Genomic DNA, 16,482 nt, shown 5'->3' on the forward strand with positions numbered 1-16,482 from the left:
ACATTTGGACAAAATGTCTGAAAACGAAGAAAAATCTTATCCTAAGCCATTGATATTGCGTATGTAACGAAATGGCACGCTTGTTGCTGCCAAAATCCTGGCAACCATACGAAGCAGCAGGATGTTGGATCAGATGTCAAAATCGAATTTTAGCGAGACGACGCTCGCCACAGTACGGGAACGCCAGTAGTGGGAGTACCGTGCGCCGCCCCAGATACGCTCGATGAGGCACATGCCATCTTGCGCTCGCAAGCAGAACCGCTGACATCGGAGGAAACCCCGATCAGGGATGCCGGCTTTCGGGTGCTGGCCGAAGCGATGAGAGCACGCGTCGATTCTCCGCGCGAGGATGTTGCTGCGATGGACGGCTTCGCCGTAGAGGACCGTGCGGTACAGGCGAGCAGGCGAGATTTCAGCCTCGTTGGCGCAAGTTATCCCGGCGATGCGGCACCTCATGCGCTTGCGCCGGAGACGACGGTGCGGATCATGACCGGCGCGCCCATGCCTCGATCCAAGGATCGCGTCATCCCCTTCGAACTGACCGGTGAACGGGATGGAATTATCCGGATCGTCGGCGCCGTGCCCACAGCACTCCATGTGCGGCTGAAGGGATCCGGCTTCCATGCAGGGCAAGTTCTTCTTGATCCCGGCGCGCTGCTTGATCCCCCAAGACTACTGGTCGCCGCCGCCTCCGACCAGCCGACCATACATGTCTACAAGCGGCCAAGACTGCGCATCATCACCAGCGGTGACGAGCTTGCCCGAGCGGGAGCGGCGGCTTCAACCGATAGACGCATACCCGACAGTCTGACATTGCCACTTCAGCTGCTGGCAAAACAATGGGGCGCGGACCCGGTTGGGGCGGTACTCGTGCCGGACGACGTCGAGGCCATCCGCACGGCTGTCGCTTTGGCGTGCCTTGACACCGACGTCCTTGTCATGGCCGGCGGCGCGTCCCATGGCGACCGGGATCTGGCCCGGCCCGCTCTGAAGATGCACGGTCTTGAATTGAAGTTCGCCGGAGTAGCAATGAAGCCGGGGAAACCAGTCTGGTATGGCCGGCTCTACGGAAAACATGTGCTTGGACTGCCGGGCAATCCATCTGCGGCGATGACCGTTGCCCGGCTGTTCCTCGCGCCATTGCTTTGCGCCCTCTCGGGTCGGGGATTCGACGCCGCGCTTGACTGGCGGGAGTTGCCGCTGGCCGCGCCGGCGGCGGCCGTGGATGCCCGGGAAATGTTCCTCTATGCGCGCCGCAACGGCAATTACGTCGATATTATTCCACGGCAATCGGCGTCCGCCCAACTTCCCCTGGCGAGTGCCGATATGCTGGTCAGACGGCCGGCTGGCGGCCCTGCCCTTCCTGCCAACTTCCTGGTTCCAGTTCTGGACTTCTAGTAGAATTTCAGGATGGTGGTGGCCCGGCAACTGCTTTGAAGAATCAATCGATGCTCAGATTTATCGACCCGAACCAACTGATGGGCGCCATGCTACTCGCGGGGCTGTTTTTCCTTGCCGGGATATGCCTGTCCTGGTTGGTTCGGCAATTGAGAATCGAGGTACTCCGGCATGACAGATCCGAGCGTATCGACCAGATCACCATCTCCTTCCTCAGCCACCTCTCTGTCCTGATAATCTGGGTTTTATTGATAACATTCTACGCACACCTGGTTCCGGCACTGAACCGATTGGGCACCGCGCTGCTTGCCGGCGTCAGCCTGATGTCGGTTATCCTGGGACTGGCGGCACAGACGACGCTCGGCAATCTGGTGTCTGGAATAAGCCTTGTTCTCTACAAGCCGTTCCGACAGGGCGATCGCCTTCAGATCCAGGCGCCGACTGGACTTGAGGTGGGAGAGGTTGAGAACATCTCATTGGGCTATACGGTTCTGAAAACCGACGATCAGCGCCACATCGTCATCGCAAACAGCACAATGGCCCAGCAGACGATGATCAAGCTATCGCCGGTGGCTCCAGGAGATACGTCGTCGCCGGCGGCCGATAGCCAGCAGACTTGAGGCGATATCGACCGGCGTTCGATGATGCAGCCTATTTCAAGGGGCTCAACCCTCCGGCTCGCCTTCCCTCCTTGGAGTGGGCTTGCTCTGGACGCCGCCGCGGGCAATGCCGACCTTGGCCGAACGCAGTGGGCGCGAGCCTATGGCATATCCGGGCTCTACGACCTGGGTGACGGTGCCGTTCGGCACGGAGGGATCAGGCAGCTCGAACAGTGCTTCGTGGAAATTGGGATCGAAACGCTCTCCCATGGGGTTGAGCTTCTTGACGCCATGCTTCTCCAAAGAGCGCTGCATTTCCTTTTCCGTCAGTTCGACGCCTTGAATCAGCGTCTTGAACGCCCCCTCATCCTTAAGGGCCTCGGCAGGGATGCTGGCGATGGCCCGTTCCATATTGTCGGCCACGCGCAGCATGTCGCCGGCAAATTTCGCGACAGCATATTGCCGCGTATCGTTCACATCGCGATCGGCGCGGCGGCGCACATTCTCGACCTCCGCCAAGGCTCGAAGCAGGCGATCCTTCAATTCGGCATTCTCAGCCTCAAGCTTGGCGAACGCCTCCGCGTGACCGTCGTTTGTCGCGGCATGGCCGGTGTTGGTTCCGCCAGATGGATCACGCGTGGTTTCATGTGCCGTCTTTGCAGCCTGCTCTGCGGTCGCAGCCGACTTGGCTGCCTGATGATTTCCATCTTCCGGTTTGGTCTTTCCAGTCATTTCATCTCTCCCACGGATTGGGTCGCTCCTCGATATCGCTTATCCGCCCGGCGACCATTCACGTTGAGACGGTCTCCTCGTGTGCCGTTCTCAGACGCAGACCGAATGCAATGAACGCGCAGCCCTGGAACATCAGATCGACGGACAGAACCAGTCCCAGCAGCCACAGACTGTTAACTGGCCAGCCAAGCAGGAACGTCAATCCCGCGATTGTCGTCACCACGCCGGACGCAACGATCCAGCCCCAGCCGGATTCAGAGCTTGTCCGGAAACCGAGACATATGCGCGAAACGCCTGCCGCCACGGCAAGGACCACCAGCAATAGCGTGAAAATGAACGACGCCAGAAGTGGATTCATAAGAGTGGTAGCGCCAGCGGCGGCATAGAGAACACCGCTGAGAAGCCACAAAATGAAGCCGCCCCAAGTCTTGACCCGAAAAGACTGGATGATCTGCAAAACGCCAGCCATGACCATCAGGGCGCCGACATAATAGACCGTCGCGAGCGTCGCCAGGAGCAAATTGCCGACCGCAATCACCCCCGCGCCAATGAAGACAACCCCGAGGGCAACGAACCACCCCCATTTTGCACGCGCTTCGGCGAATACTTCTGAGGGAGCGGAAGTTCGATTGATAGTCGTCATGGAACCTTCCTTTGATTACTGAAGTGCTTTCCGGCGCTCCGCACGGGATGACTATGGGGCTTCCCGTCTCTTCGCGCTTCGTAGCCACCGCTGCCCTATTCGCGCAGCCGTTCACGGTGCAACGGACGTGCCAATGTATAAATTCAAGCTATATCAATAGCTTGCCGGTACGCCTCTTTGCTGAATGTAGACATTCTGTCCGATCGGAAACGGACAGAATGTCGATGGCGGCTACACCAAACAACCGAACGGACGCGAAGTTGCGCTGCATCGTCATGAAGACAGCTTCACGCCACCGGCACATAGCCCCGTGCTCAAAATTGCGATCAGGTATTCGGAAACAAGTCGGCGCCGAACCGCTTTTTCCTCGCGCTTTCGAATTGTCCCAGGGTTTGGGGCTTCACAAAGAGCGCGATAACATCGGGATGGGTCGTTTGGACACGCTTTTCGATCGCCGCCACGCAGGCCTCGATCTGCCCGGTGTCGAGCATGTTGTCGAATTCTATGCTGAGGGCCACCACCGCCTGATCGGGCGCAAGCTGAGCGGTAAGGGCACTGTTGGCGTGGATAACACCCGGCTGTTCCTGGGCGATCCGGCAGATTGCATCAACGAGTGCCGGCGATGCGCGCTCGCCAATCAGCAGGCTCTTGCTTTCAATTGCCAGGAGAAGTGCCGTGACTGCAAGGACAAGCCCGATCAGGATGGACGCAATGCCATCGAAGACCGGCATCTCGAACACGTCGGCGGCCGCTATCCCGACCGCGGCAATCGTAATCCCCATGAGGGCCGCGCTATCCTCGAACAGCACCATGAATGCGGGTGGATCCTTGCTACGCCGGAACGCCGTCCAGAAACCGAGCTTTCCCCTGACCCTCGCGAAATTACGCCATGCGACAATCCAGGACGTGCTTTCGAACATGAAGGAAAGGCCCAGCACGACATAGCTCACCATGACATGCTCGACAGCACTGGGCGCAATGACGTGGAGACAGCCTTGATACAAGGATACGCCAGCACCAAGCCCGAACAGCAGAAGGGCGACAATGAAGCTCCAGAAATAGAGTTCCCGGCCAAACCCCAACGGATGAATGATGTCAGGTCGCCGGGCAGCCCGGCGATAGCCATAAAGAAGCAATCCTTCATTGCCGGAATCAACAATCGAATGCACCGCTTCACTGAACATGGCAGCGCTGCCCGTGATGATGGCTGCGGCGAGCTTAGTCACTGCGACGGCGATGTTACCGGCCAAAGCGGCATAAACGACAAGCCGTGCGGATGACGGTGGATGCAAATTCGGGTCCGATATCAGCGCGAACCTCCCTTACATTGACCCAGACCGAATAGCCTTAACCGAGCAAACATAACCGGATCACACCGGCAACCAGTCCGAGCGCCGCAACGCTCGCCACCCAGATGGCCACCATCCACGCAAGTCGCTTCCAAAGAGGGGAGACCGGGCTCATCAGTGATAGCCGTGGACGCCCGCCTTGCCACGGAACACCCAATAGGCCCAGCCGGTGTAGACGAGGATCACGGGAATGATGACAAGTGCGCCGAAAAGCATGAAGACTTGGCTCTCGCGCGGCGCTGCAGCATCCCAGATCGTTACCGCGCGAGGCACGATATAGGGATAGATGCTGACCCCCAGACCGATGAATCCCAGCAAAAACAGCGCAAGCGCCATGAGGAACGGCGCACGTTCGAATTCGCGCCGCAAGCTCCAGAAAAACGTCGCGGAGCAGATGAGCACCAACAATGGCACCTGGGCCGTCAGCAACACGTCGGGCATCGCGAACCAACGCCGCCAGTAATCATAGGCCAGGAACGGCGTCGCCACGCTCACCGCCGCAAGGGCAATAAGCGTTGCCAATCCGACCCAGAAGGCTACCCGACGCGCATGATGCTGGCTCGTCCCTTCCGTTTTCCAGATGAGCCAGGTCGCGCCCAGCAAGGCATAACCGATGACCACGGCGATGCCCGTCAATAGGCTGAATGGGCTTAGCCAGTCGAGCCAGCCGCCGGCATAAGCATCGTTCTCGACATGGATGCCCTGTAGGATCGCGCCAAGCGTGATCCCTTGCGCGAATGCGGCAACAAACGAGCCGACGGAAAAGGCCACATCCCAGAACGGACGATGACGCGGATCGCGCCAGCGAAACTCGAAGGCGACACCGCGAAAGACCAGGCCGAGCAGCATGGCGATCATCAGCGGATAGGTCGCCGGAAGAATGATCGCATAGGCGAGCGGAAAAGCCGCGAACAGCCCACCTCCCCCCATGACCAGCCAGGTTTCGTTGCCGTCCCATACCGGCGCGATCGAGTTCATCGCCTGATCGCGCTCGTCGCCGACCTCAAACGTTGGGAACAGGATGCCGATGCCAAGGTCGAAACCGTCCATCACGACATAAGCCATCACCGCAAAGCCGATGACTGCCGCCCAGACGATGGTAAGATCAATGCTGGCCATCATGTTATTCCTTTCCCGGCAAAGGCGCTATGAAGCCTGGCGCCGGCGTGATGCCCGCCGCGCGCTGCGGCATGTTCGGCGGCTCCGTCTCTCCGCGTTCGGGCGGTTTGGACATCAGGCGCAGCAGATAATAAGTGCCGGCGCCAAAGGCGCTGAAATAGACCACGACGAAGGCGAGAAGCGATATGGCAACGGCGGGTGCAGCGAGCGGCGAATGCGATTCCGCGGTTCGCAGCAGGCCATAGACCGTGAAAGGTTGACGCCCCACCTCGGTCGTCACCCAGCCGGCAATCACCGCGACAAAGCCCGCCGGCCCCATGACAACACAAGCACGGTGTAGCCACGGCCAGTCGTAAAGCCTCCTGCGGACGCGAGCCAGAAGGCTCCAGAGACCGATCCCAAGCATGGCAAATCCGAGGGCGACCATGATCCGGAACGACCAGAATATGATATGCGCCGGCGGCCATTGATCGCGCGGAAAGTCTTTCAGGCCCGGTAGTGCCGCGTAAGGATCATGCTTGAGGATCAGGGAGCCGATATGAGGAATGGAAACTTCGTACCGGACGCGGGCCTCGTCGTTGCTCGGGAGCCCGAACAGAATGAGCGGCGCGCCGTTCGGGCTCGGTTCATAGTCGCCCTCCATGGCCAGCACCTTGGCCGGCTGGTGTTCCAGCGTGTTGAGGCCATGCGCATCGCCGGCAAGGATCTGGATCGGCGCAACGATGGCGGCCATCCACATTGCCATTGAAAACATCTTGCGAGCACCGGGATTGGCGCGATCCTTTAGAAGATGCCAGGCACCGACACCACCAACCACGAAAGCGGTGGTGAGATAGGCGGCGATGACCGTATGAACGAGACGGAAGGGAAAGCTGGCGGTGAAGATGATCGGCAGCCATGATCCCGCCGGCACGAACTGCCCCTTCGCGTTGATTGCAAAGCCCGCCGGCGTCTGCATCCAGCTATTGACCGCAATGATCCATGTCGCCGAGATGAGCGTGCCGAGCGCCACCATGCATGTCGCGAAGAAATGCAGTCTCTTGCCGACCTTGCTCATGCCGAACAGCATCACGCCGAGAAAGCCGGCTTCCAGGAAGAACGCGGTCAGCACTTCATAGGCCATGAGCGGACCGACGATCGGGCCTGCCTTGGTCGAGAAGACGGACCAATTGGTGCCGAACTGGTAGGACATGACCACGCCTGAAACGACGCCCATGCCGAATACAACGGCAAAGATCTTCAACCAGTAACGAAAGAGATTGGCGTAAACACCCTGCCCCGTCTTCAACCATAGACCCTCGAGCACCATCAGATAGCTCGCAAGCCCGATCGAAAATGCCGGGAAAATAAAGTGGAAGGAGACAGTGAACGCGAATTGCGCACGCGCCAAAATCACCGGATCTAGCTGCTCAAGCAACGTCTCTTCCTCCCCCATGGAAAATCTAGAATACACTCCTCGACAAGACAATGTCATCGAGGATCATGCGGCTGATCGACAGTTCAGGTCTGCTCAGGCTGCGACGACACGCACTGGTATTGATTTGGCGGCAGGTGTACCGCTGATCTTGTCATAATATTCCAGAGGCAGGAGCGGATTGAGCTCGGGGTAGTAACCCGCAATGGCGCCGCGCGGCATCGGATAATCCAGGACCGTCAAGCCGTCCACGCGACGCTGCACGCCATCGTCGCTGATCGTTTCAAGGGCGATGCGGGAACCCTCTTCCAACCCTCTGTCAGCACGATCCTCTGCATTCATGAAGAGAACCATGCGGTCGTTGTAAACACCGCGATACCGGTCATTATAGCTGTAGATGGTCGTATTGAACTGATCGTGCGAGCGGACAGTGGCCAATCGTAGCATCCACGGGTCGGAGATCGGAACATTGACCTCGAGACCGGGCAGAAGCAGAAAATTCGCCTTGCCATTCGGCGTCGGCCAAACGAGGCGGCGCGGCGGCACGTCGAGATGAAACCCCTTCGGATTTTTGATCTTTTCCGAAAAGTCGCTGTAGATCTCCGGATAGACCGCAGCGATCTTGTCGCGAATGAGATTGTAATCGTGGATATAGCTTTCCCACGGAACCTTGCTGTCCGGCAAAGTCGCAAGCGCCATGCGACAGACGATTTCCACCTCCGGAAGAGCGTGCGGGCTTGCCGGCGTCAAAACGCCGCGAGATGCCGTGACGTTGGACATAGAATCTTCAATTGTCACGAACTGCTCGCCAGCCGACGTCTGTATCTGTTCGGAACGGGAAACGACCGGTAGGATGAGCGCGTCTCGCCCATGAACGAGATGCCCCCTGTTCAGCTTCGTTGCGATCCCAACCGTCAGAGATAGCTTACGCATCGCGGCATAGGATCGATCCGTGTCCGGGATCGCCCGAACGAAATTTCCGCCCATTCCGATAAAGACCTTGGCGGTGCCGTTTTCCATCGCTTCCACGGACTCGATCGTATGATGTCCGTGCTCGCGCGGCGGTTCGAAGCCGAAGACATCACGGACGCGATCGAGATATTCCTGCGTTGGCTTTTCATCGATCCCGACCGTGCGATCGCCCTGAACGTTCGAATGGCCGCGAATGGGGGAAATGCCGGCGCCGGGCTTTCCGAAATTGCCGCGCAAGAGAAGCAGGTTCGCCACCTGCTGCAGGAGCCGCGACCCCTGCTGGTGCTGGGTAAGACCCATTCCATAACAGATCATCGTCGCACGCGAGCGGATGTAGATCTCGGCGCAACGGCGAATCTGGGCTTCTTCCAGCCCGGAGATTCTAACGATCTCCGACCACTCCTGAGCCATGACGTCGTCGCGGATCGCGTCCAGCCCGACGGTATGTTTTTCGATGAAATCGGTGTCGATGATCTTTTCGCCTTGAGCTTCGCGCTCAAACATCACCTTCATCATCCCCTTGAACAAGGCGAGATCACCACCGATGCGGATGTGAACGAATTCGCTTGCGATCGGCGTTGATCCGAAGGTTGCCATCTGCACGACATCCTGCGGCTCGGTGAAACGGATGAGCGCGCGTTCCGGCATGGGATTGACGGCCACGATCGGAACACCGCGTTTGCGCGCTTCGACCAGATTGGTCATCATGCGGGGCGAATTCGTGCCCGTGTTCTGTCCGATGACGAAGATGGCTTCGGCATGCTCGAAATCTTCGAGAATAACCGTCCCCTTACCAACACCGATTGCGGGCGGCAGGCCACGGCTGGTCGGCTCGTGGCACATGTTGGAACAGTCCGGAAAATTGTTGGTGCCGAACTCGCGAATGAATATCGCATAGAGGAATGCCGCCTCATTCGGTGTGCGGCCCGAGGTGTAAAATTCCGCTTGATGGGGGCTTTCGAGCGCCCGCAGATGATCACCGATCATCGCAAACGCCGTATCCCAGTCGCATGGCACGTACCGATCGGACGCCGCATCGTAACGCATCGGCTCGGTCAGACGACCCTGCATCTCAAGCCAATAGTCCGACTGCTCCATGAGCTCGGTTACCGTATGCTTTGCAAAGAACTCGCGGGTAACCCTGAACTTCGTCGCCTCGTGCGCGAGAGCCTTTGCGCCATTCTCGCAGAACTCGAGCGTCTTCTTGCAATCGGCGTCGGGAAAGGCGCAGCTCGGACACTTGAAACCGCCCGGCTGGTTCATGGCGAGCAGGGCGCGCGATCCCTTGGTGATAACGCTCTGCTCAAGCAACACTTTCGCAGTCGCGGCCGCAGCGCCCCATCCACCCGCGGGATGGTGATACGTTTTGTATTGAGGCTTGTTGTCGGCCATGTCTTCAGCACCCCCACGGAAATGATCGTAGGCACATTAGAACACGTTATCCCATTGAAATCTATAGACAAATTGTCCTGTCGTTTTGGACAAAATGTCCAGAAGGGCGACGAGACCAAACGCTAAGCCATTGACTTTCCTTCACGCATGAATGTGGCACGAATTATGAATGCAGCAAAGCCTGCTGGAAGCGACACATGAGCCAAACGTGGAACCGGTTGCCCACGATCGCACTTGCAACGATGTGGCCAAAGCGGCCTGCGATCGCGCAAGTGATCATTGGCTGATGACCTCGGCTGGCGAGGTTCTTCCAGGCGCGCGACGCTGACGCATAGGAAATGCTTGCGGCACTACGGATATCAAAATGATTTTACGCTCGAAACCCAGTTTCAAGGACATAATATTTGCAGTCAACGGCTCGATACTGCCGCGGATCGCTCCTCATCTCATTGGGATTTCACTCGTCAGCGTGGTGGCGATCTTCGCGGCGCAGGAGCATCCGGGCATCTTCGCGCGGATCAGCGCCATTCCCTTCACATTGATCGGCATCGCGCTCTCAGTCTTCATGAGCTTTCGCAACAACGCCTGCTACGCTCGCTGGTGGGAAGGGCGGAAGCTCTGGGGGGAGTTGATCATCGCCTGTCGGTCGTTCGCACGCCAGACCTCTGCTTTGGAGGAGCGCGACCGGAACTTCCTCCTTCACGGTCTGTGCGGCTTCTCTGCCGGGCTGGCGGCGCGTTTGCGGGGCCAGGATGAGCGGGCTGCGATCAAGCAGTGGTTCGATGCGAGCCACAGTCCAAACAATCCGAACCCGACAAACGCGGTGCTCGATCAAATCGGGAAACATTGCCTGACGCTCATGCGCGGGCACCAGATCGGAGCAATTCACTATTCGGTCCTGGAAGGACAAATCACCGTGCTCTCCAATGTGCAGGGCGGATGCGAGCGCATAGCGCTTACGCCCGTGCCATTCGCCTATTCCTTGCTTCTCCACCGCACCGCGCTTGTTTTTTGTTTGACACTACCGTTCGCGCTGGCCGGTTCCCTGGACTGGTGGACACTTCTGCCCGTTCTTCTCGTCGCCTACACCTTCTTCGGGCTCGATGCACTGGGCCATCAGCTCGAGGATCCGTTTGGCGTGGAACCGAATGCCCTGCCGTTGGATGCGATGCAACGAACCGTCGAGCGTGAACTGCTTTCGCTGCTCGGATATCAAGAGCTTCCTGATCCGATCAAGCCGCATAGGAATGTGCTGAGATAACCGATGCACATCCGGTCCATAGCGATGATATTGGCAAGACGAGAAAGACCGGATCGCGCATGCAACTTGACCAGAATGCCGTGGCTCATTCCGGAAAACATTGCCTAATGCCTGTGGCCCGCCATGTTCCTCTTATATAAAGTTCCTTTTATACAAAACATGCAAAACAGCACCGGTCCCGACTAGTCTCAAACCTCGAAAAGGAAGGGTGAATATATGCGCATCGAACACGCGTTCCTCTTTGACCTGGACACGACACGGGTGGATAGCATCTGCCAACACGGTCTTGCACGGAAAGAAGCTCTGGACGCACGGGGCATCGAGCTCTCCAACGGCCGGGAAGACCCAGGGGATGCGGGCGCTACCAGAGTTTACGAAGACCCTGCTGACTTCAAGTATCACACCGATGACGTCAGAGGTCGCAGATAGATGGCGAAAGAGCAAAAGGTCGCGAGCAAGAAGCAATCCCCCGCCTCCTTGTCGTTCCCGCCGGCGGAAAATCGCGCCCAGGCGCTCGGTGAAATACATGCCCGCCCTTTCGTTGCGGTAACATGTCCGCGTGTGATCCTCCAGCTGGCATTCCTGATGGAGACCGGCCAGACCAGTCATCAGGAGACCATTGAGGACATGGCCCGCTCTCAGGGTGTATCCGTGCCGGATCGAACGTCAAGGCACTGCACCGTGCAATGGGGTCAAGGGACCTTGCGCTGGGAACGCCACACTGAATTTTCGACATGGTTTTGGGACGGGCCCGCAATGGCGGATCCCTGGACGGTGATTGCGCTGCACCCCTTCGGCGGCAGCTTCCGCGCTCCCGGAAGCTTCATTTCCGGTATCCGGCTGGAAATATGGCCAGAGGGTGCGCAGGCGGAAGCAGCGCTCACCTCATTCGACAGTGCCAGCCTCTGTCGCAGCCGGATTCGCGATGGATTGGCGGAAGTCGCCACCGACTTTCGCCAGGACGGCGATGGGCTCACCCGCATGCTGCTCATAGATCGGGGCCTAACCGATCTCGGTCGCGGCGCAACGGTCCAGTGTCTTCTTGACATCGAGACCTACCGCACCCTGGCAATGCTGGCATTGCCGCTTGCGCAATCTTTGTCGCCCGAAATACGCGCGATCGAAGAAGCTCTCGGGGCCGTTACCCAACGAATGAAGGGCCAGGTATGGGAGAACGCGGATGAGATGCTCGCCGAAATCACCCGTCTCGCATCCGAACTGCAGGCCAATGCCGCTCAATCGCTCTATCGTTTCGGCGCGAGCACGGCATATGATTCCATCGTGAGCGAACGGATCGCCACTTTGGGGGAGGAACCGATTACCGGCGAGACCCTGGGCTCCTTCCTGGAGCGTCGGCTCGCGCCGGCGATGCGGACGTGCAAATCTGTCGAGGAACGCCAGGAAAGCTTGTCGATCAAGCTTTCTAGGACCACGGAGCTCTTAAGGACCTGGGTGGATGTCGGACTTGCGCGGCAGAACATGGCATTGCTCACATCGATGGATCGAAGAGTGAAACTTCAGCTCCGGCTGCAACAAACAGTCGAAAGTCTCTCGGTGGCTGCCATCTCCTATTACATCGTTGGGCTCGTCAACTACGCTGCAAAAGGATTAGGCCACGACATCGTGGAACCGATGCTTTCGATCGGGTTGGGCATCTCCGTGCCGATCATCGTCGTCAGCGTCTGGTTTTTCGTGCGCAGCGTAAGGCGCCGTCATCTGGATTCCTGAGATCCAACAGCTCATATCGGGTCCTGCGTCCACTGCATCCGCCTGAGCTTGCGGTATGCGTACTGTACCCCTCAAATTTCTTGAGTATTATTATCATGTTTTTACTACCCCATGTCGAGCTGGCTTGCAATGTCTTCAATCGGGGAAGAGAACAGGATTGAACGCGGTTGAGCGTTGTGAAGGGCACAAGACGGTGCATGCGCTCATCAGGCGTTTTCCGAATAGACCGCCAGATGCTTCATGAGAATACCGACCAGGCTATCGCGCAGGGGATCGCGCACCCCCTTCAACCAGGCCGCATAGAGGGGAAGCTGCCCCGTCGTCCGTTCCCGACCGGGGCGAAGCGGGATGTAACGCACACCGGAGACCGCAAGCCGCGATGTCCATTGGGGGACGATCGCCAGGCCGATCTCGGCGGCCACCAGATTGACGATCGTCTGCTTCTCGTCGGCCATCTGCGCGATCCTGACCGTCAATCCAGCCTCGGTGAAGAGCTTGATCGTCATGTCATGGCTATGCGGCCTCGAGCGGCGATCAGGAACGATCAGCGGTTCATCCTCCAGTTCCTCGACAGCAATGCTCATGCGATCGGCAAGCCGATGACGGTCGGAGATCGCGACAACGGCCGTTTCGTTGAAAAGTCGAAGCAGCTTTATCTTCCGGTCCACGATTTCGGGAGGCCTGATGAATACGAGATCGAGCCGGCCCGATATCAGTTTCGGAAGCAGGCGAACGGTCTTTTCCTCCGAAATCTGCACGGAGATTTCGGGGTGTTCCAGCTTCAGATCATGAAGGAGCTGCGGGATGAGCCCGGCCGCCGCGCTGTCGATCGCGCCGATCCTGATCCCCGTGCGCGGAAGATGCCGGCGATGACGGAAACGCTCGGTCATCGCATCGACCAGTGCAAGAACTTGCTTCGCCTCCTTCAAAAGTTCCGTTCCGTCTGGCGTGAGCATGACGTTGCGGGTCGTCCGCTCCATGAGGCGCGTGCCGAGAAAATCCTCCAGCAGTCGGATCTGTCGCCCGAGCGAGGCCGGCAGGATGCCCAGCATGCGCGCTGCCCGACCGAAATGCAGTTCCTGCGCCACCGCCACGAAACAACGTAACTGCTGCAATTCCAATGATATGCCCTCTTATTATATCGATAATTTATATAATTTCTGTTTCATTGTCCACAAGCAGCTTCTCCAACATCCTTGGATGACGGCGCAGGAGGTGCGCCAACGTCATCATTCTGGGAGGAAATGGCCGTGGCCGATGAGCTGGAGACGCGCGTTCTGCGCAAGATAACAATTCGCATCGTTCCCTTCATCATGCTGCTCTATCTCATCGCGTTCCTCGACCGCGTGAACATCGGCTTTGCGGCGCTGGAGATGAACAAGGATCTCGGCTTCTCGTCGACCGTCTTCGGCTTCGGCGCCGGCATCTTTTTTCTCGGCTATTTCCTGTTCGAAGTGCCCTCCAATCTCATTCTCAACAAGGTCGGCGCCCGTATCTGGATCGCCCGGGTGATGATCACCTGGGGCATCGTTTCGGGCCTTATGGCCTTCGTCCAGGGGGCAACCAGCTTCTATGTCCTGCGTTTCCTGCTCGGCGTTGCCGAAGCCGGTTTCTTTCCCGGCATCATCCTCTATCTGAGCTTCTGGTTCCCGGTCCGCCGCCGCGCCGCCGTCACGGCGCTGTTCATGGCCGCGGCGCCGCTTTCGACGGTGCTGGGCTCACCGATCTCCGGCGCGCTGATGCAGATGCACGGATTGATGGGTCTGGCCGGCTGGCAGTGGATGTTCCTGATAGAGGCGGCTCCGGCCCTCATCTTCGGTGTCGTCGTGCTGTTCTACCTGACCGACCGCCCAGCCAAGGCAAAATGGCTGTCCGACGAAGAGCGCAACTGGCTGGTGAAGACAATGGAAAACGAGCAAAAGGCCAGGGGCGTCAAGGCAAGCCATAGCATTTGGGCAGGTCTCGTCGACATCCGCGTTCTTGCGCTTGCATTGGTCTATTTCGGCACGTCGGCGGGTCTCTATACGCTCGGCATCTGGGCGCCGCAGATCATCAAGGAATTCGGTCTTTCCTCGCTCGAGGTCGGCTTCCTGAACGCCATTCCCGCGACCTTTGCGGTCGTCGCCATGGTCCTCTGGGCACGTCATTCCGACAGGACCGGCGAGCGCACATGGCATGTGGTGCTCGCCTGCCTGCTGGCGGCAGCGGGACTTGCCTTTGCCGCCGGGGCAACCGGCGTGCTTGCGGTCCTCGTAGCACTCACCCTGGTCAACATCGGCATCAGCTGCTCGAAGCCGCCGCTGTGGAGCATGCCGACGCTGTTCCTGTCCGGGCCGGCGGCGGCAGCGGGCATCGCCGCCATCAACTCCATCGGCAATCTTGGCGGCTTCGTCGGCCCCTCGATGATCGGCTGGATCAAGGATCTGACGGGTGGTTTTGCCGGCGGGCTCTGCTTCGTCGCGGGTCTCCTGGTTCTGTCGGCGGCACTGACGCTCATCCTGTCCCGCGCCGCTGCCAAGGCATCGGCAATCGAGGCAGCGGGCCAGCGGTCCTAACCCTTACATTTTACGGAGAGAAAAATGCGTGAATATTCCATTGCCACCATTCCTGCCGATGGCATCGGCCCCGAAGTCATCGCCGCCGGCACCACCGTTCTTGCCGCGCTCGAAAAGCGTGACGGTGGCATCAGGTTCAACGTCGAGAATTTCGATTGGGGATCGGACTACTACAAGAGGCATGGCGTGATGATGCCCGCAGACGGCCTTTCCCAGCTGAAAAAGTTCGACGCCATCTACTTCGGTGCGGTCGGGGCGCCTGATGTCCCCGATCACATTACGCTCTGGGGCCTGCGCCTGCCGATCTGCCAGGGTTTCGATCAGTATGCCAATGTCCGTCCGACAAAGATCCTGCCCGGCATCACGCCGCCGCTGCGCAATTGCGGCCCCGGCGACCTCGATTGGGTCATCGTGCGGGAGAATTCGGAAGGCGAATATTCCGGTCATGGCGGTCGCGCCCACAGGGGCCTGCCCGAAGAGGTCGGCACCGAGGTCGCCATCTTCACCCGCGTCGGCGTCACGCGCATCATGCGCTACGCTTTCAAGCTCGCCCAATCACGCCCGCGCAAGTTCCTGACCGTCGTCACCAAGTCGAACGCACAGCGGCATGGCATGGTCATGTGGGACGAGATCGCCGCCGAAGTGGCAGAGGAATTCCCCGACGTCACCTGGGACAAGATGCTGGTCGACGCCATGACCGTTCGCATGACGCTGAAGCCGCAGAGCCTCGACACCATCGTCGCCACCAACCTGCATGCCGACATTCTCTCGGATCTCGCCGGCGCGCTGGCCGGATCGCTCGGCGTCGCGCCGACGGCCAATATCGATCCGGAGCGCCGTTTCCCCTCCATGTTCGAACCGATCCACGGCTCCGCCTTCGACATCACCGGCAAGGGCATCGCCAATCCGGTCGCGACCTTCTGGACCGCCGCACAGATGCTCGATCATCTCGGCGAGCAGGATGCGTCCGCTCGCTTGATGCGCGCCGTCGAGCGCGTCACGGGCGCGGGCATCCTCACCCCGGATGTCGGCGGAACCGCGTCCACCAAGGACGTCACCGACGCCGTGGTGGACGCAATCCACTCCTCCAACATCTAGCAGGCGGAAACATGCGCTGGACAGATGCAGAGAGCCGCGCGGTCCTGCGCCGCCTCTTCGATGCCGCCGTGGCAAGTGCCGCGCGGATTCCCAACGTGGAGCCGGGGATGGAAACGCTGAAGGTTTGAGTCACGCGTATCACGCAGAGAAGGCGCGCAGCGCCAAAATGCACATTCTTTAAGCCATTCGATTGCTTGACACTTTTTTGGCCGACCCATAGAC

14 protein-coding genes and 1 pseudogene are annotated in these 16,482 nt (G+C 59.0%); 7 read left to right on the plus strand and 8 right to left on the minus strand.

Annotated features, from left to right (window positions below; all coding sequences use genetic code 11):
- The first annotated feature begins 189 nt into the window (after positions 1-189).
- Together EX00_RS14960 and EX00_RS14965 are read left to right on the plus strand one after the other, a co-directional pair.
- The gene (locus tag EX00_RS14960; protein ID WP_047459137.1) at positions 190-1,398 is read left to right on the plus strand and encodes a molybdopterin molybdotransferase MoeA; all 1,209 of its coding nucleotides are present in this window, start codon (positions 190-192) and stop codon (positions 1,396-1,398) included.
- A gap of 50 nt (positions 1,399-1,448) precedes the next feature.
- Positions 1,449-2,018 (plus strand): mechanosensitive ion channel family protein, encoded by a 570-nt coding sequence (locus EX00_RS14965; RefSeq protein WP_047459140.1) that lies wholly within the window; start codon positions 1,449-1,451, stop codon positions 2,016-2,018.
- A gap of 45 nt (positions 2,019-2,063) precedes the next feature.
- Here EX00_RS14965 and grpE read toward each other — a convergent pair whose 3' ends face one another.
- The 7 genes from grpE to EX00_RS14995 all read right to left on the minus strand — a co-directional run bounded on the left by grpE (position 2,064) and on the right by EX00_RS14995 (position 9,618).
- A complete protein-coding gene (gene grpE / locus EX00_RS14970; RefSeq protein ID WP_080761249.1) occupies positions 2,064-2,729 on the minus strand; it encodes a nucleotide exchange factor GrpE in 666 nt (221 codons plus the stop codon).
- A gap of 58 nt (positions 2,730-2,787) precedes the next feature.
- Complete coding sequence (locus tag EX00_RS14975; RefSeq protein ID WP_047459143.1) at positions 2,788-3,372, minus strand: HdeD family acid-resistance protein; 585 nt, start codon at positions 3,370-3,372, stop codon at positions 2,788-2,790.
- Between the two features lie 326 nt (positions 3,373-3,698).
- Positions 3,699-4,664 (minus strand): cation diffusion facilitator family transporter, encoded by a 966-nt coding sequence (locus EX00_RS14980; protein ID WP_047459145.1) that lies wholly within the window; start codon positions 4,662-4,664, stop codon positions 3,699-3,701.
- 55 nt (positions 4,665-4,719) lie between these two features.
- Positions 4,720-4,836 (minus strand): DUF2474 family protein, encoded by a 117-nt coding sequence (locus EX00_RS31080; RefSeq protein WP_080761250.1) that lies wholly within the window; start codon positions 4,834-4,836, stop codon positions 4,720-4,722.
- Positions 4,836-5,843, minus strand: coding sequence for a cytochrome d ubiquinol oxidase subunit II (gene cydB, locus EX00_RS14985; protein ID WP_202903716.1), 1,008 nt, complete (start codon positions 5,841-5,843; stop codon positions 4,836-4,838). The genes EX00_RS31080 and cydB overlap by 1 nt, the downstream gene beginning before the upstream one ends.
- A 1-nt stretch (position 5,844) precedes the next feature.
- The gene (locus tag EX00_RS14990; RefSeq protein WP_047460354.1) at positions 5,845-7,257 is read right to left on the minus strand and encodes a cytochrome ubiquinol oxidase subunit I; all 1,413 of its coding nucleotides are present in this window, start codon (positions 7,255-7,257) and stop codon (positions 5,845-5,847) included.
- 93 nt (positions 7,258-7,350) lie between these two features.
- A complete protein-coding gene (locus EX00_RS14995) occupies positions 7,351-9,618 on the minus strand; it encodes an FdhF/YdeP family oxidoreductase (RefSeq protein ID WP_047459148.1) in 2,268 nt (755 codons plus the stop codon).
- A gap of 364 nt (positions 9,619-9,982) precedes the next feature.
- Here EX00_RS14995 and EX00_RS15000 point away from each other — a divergent pair, with 364 nt between their 5' ends.
- The 3 genes and pseudogenes from EX00_RS15000 (at position 9,983) to EX00_RS15010 (ending at position 12,607) form a co-directional block, all read left to right on the plus strand.
- Entirely contained in the window at positions 9,983-10,879 is an 897-nt protein-coding gene (locus EX00_RS15000; RefSeq protein ID WP_047459151.1) for a bestrophin family protein, read from the plus strand.
- Between the two features lie 216 nt (positions 10,880-11,095).
- Positions 11,096-11,209 (plus strand): annotated as a pseudogene (locus EX00_RS31995) (HAD family hydrolase); the annotation flags it as partial.
- A 99-nt stretch (positions 11,210-11,308) separates the two neighbouring features.
- Positions 11,309-12,607, plus strand: a complete 1,299-nt coding sequence (locus tag EX00_RS15010; protein ID WP_047459156.1) for a DUF3422 domain-containing protein — start codon at positions 11,309-11,311, stop codon at positions 12,605-12,607.
- 206 nt (positions 12,608-12,813) lie between these two features.
- On the opposite strand, the gene EX00_RS15015 is transcribed toward EX00_RS15010, so the two are convergent.
- The gene (locus EX00_RS15015) at positions 12,814-13,728 is read right to left on the minus strand and encodes a LysR family transcriptional regulator (RefSeq protein WP_047459159.1); all 915 of its coding nucleotides are present in this window, start codon (positions 13,726-13,728) and stop codon (positions 12,814-12,816) included.
- Between the two features lie 123 nt (positions 13,729-13,851).
- Here EX00_RS15015 and EX00_RS15020 point away from each other — a divergent pair, with 123 nt between their 5' ends.
- Positions 13,852-15,162 carry an MFS transporter gene (locus EX00_RS15020; protein WP_047459162.1) on the plus strand — a complete coding sequence of 437 codons (1,311 nt, stop codon included), beginning with the start codon at positions 13,852-13,854 and terminating at the stop codon, positions 15,160-15,162.
- 24 nt (positions 15,163-15,186) lie between these two features.
- Positions 15,187-16,260 (plus strand): tartrate dehydrogenase, encoded by a 1,074-nt coding sequence (locus EX00_RS15025; protein WP_047459164.1) that lies wholly within the window; start codon positions 15,187-15,189, stop codon positions 16,258-16,260.
- Positions 16,261-16,482 lie beyond the last annotated feature (222 nt).

The sequence above is a fragment of the Martinezella rhizogenes genome, assembly GCF_000799715.1.
GTDB classification, from domain to species: Bacteria; Pseudomonadota; Alphaproteobacteria; order Rhizobiales; family Rhizobiaceae; genus Rhizobium; species Rhizobium rhizogenes_C.

Coding starts and splice junctions, on each gene's coding strand:
- EX00_RS14965 (WP_047459140.1), top strand. CDS start 1,449: ATGCTCAGATTTATCGACCCGAACCAACTGATGGGCGCCATGCTACTC.
- grpE (WP_080761249.1), bottom strand. CDS start 2,729: ATGACTGGAAAGACCAAACCGGAAGATGGAAATCATCAGGCAGCCAAG.
- EX00_RS14975 (WP_047459143.1), bottom strand. CDS start 3,372: ATGACGACTATCAATCGAACTTCCGCTCCCTCAGAAGTATTCGCCGAA.
- EX00_RS31080 (WP_080761250.1), bottom strand. CDS start 4,836: ATGAGCCCGGTCTCCCCTCTTTGGAAGCGACTTGCGTGGATGGTGGCC.
- cydB (WP_202903716.1), bottom strand. CDS start 5,843: ATGATGGCCAGCATTGATCTTACCATCGTCTGGGCGGCAGTCATCGGC.
- EX00_RS14995 (WP_047459148.1), bottom strand. CDS start 9,618: ATGGCCGACAACAAGCCTCAATACAAAACGTATCACCATCCCGCGGGT.
- EX00_RS15000 (WP_047459151.1), top strand. CDS start 9,983: ATGATTTTACGCTCGAAACCCAGTTTCAAGGACATAATATTTGCAGTC.
- EX00_RS15010 (WP_047459156.1), top strand. CDS start 11,309: ATGGCGAAAGAGCAAAAGGTCGCGAGCAAGAAGCAATCCCCCGCCTCC.
- EX00_RS15020 (WP_047459162.1), top strand. CDS start 13,852: ATGGCCGTGGCCGATGAGCTGGAGACGCGCGTTCTGCGCAAGATAACA.
- EX00_RS15025 (WP_047459164.1), top strand. CDS start 15,187: ATGCGTGAATATTCCATTGCCACCATTCCTGCCGATGGCATCGGCCCC.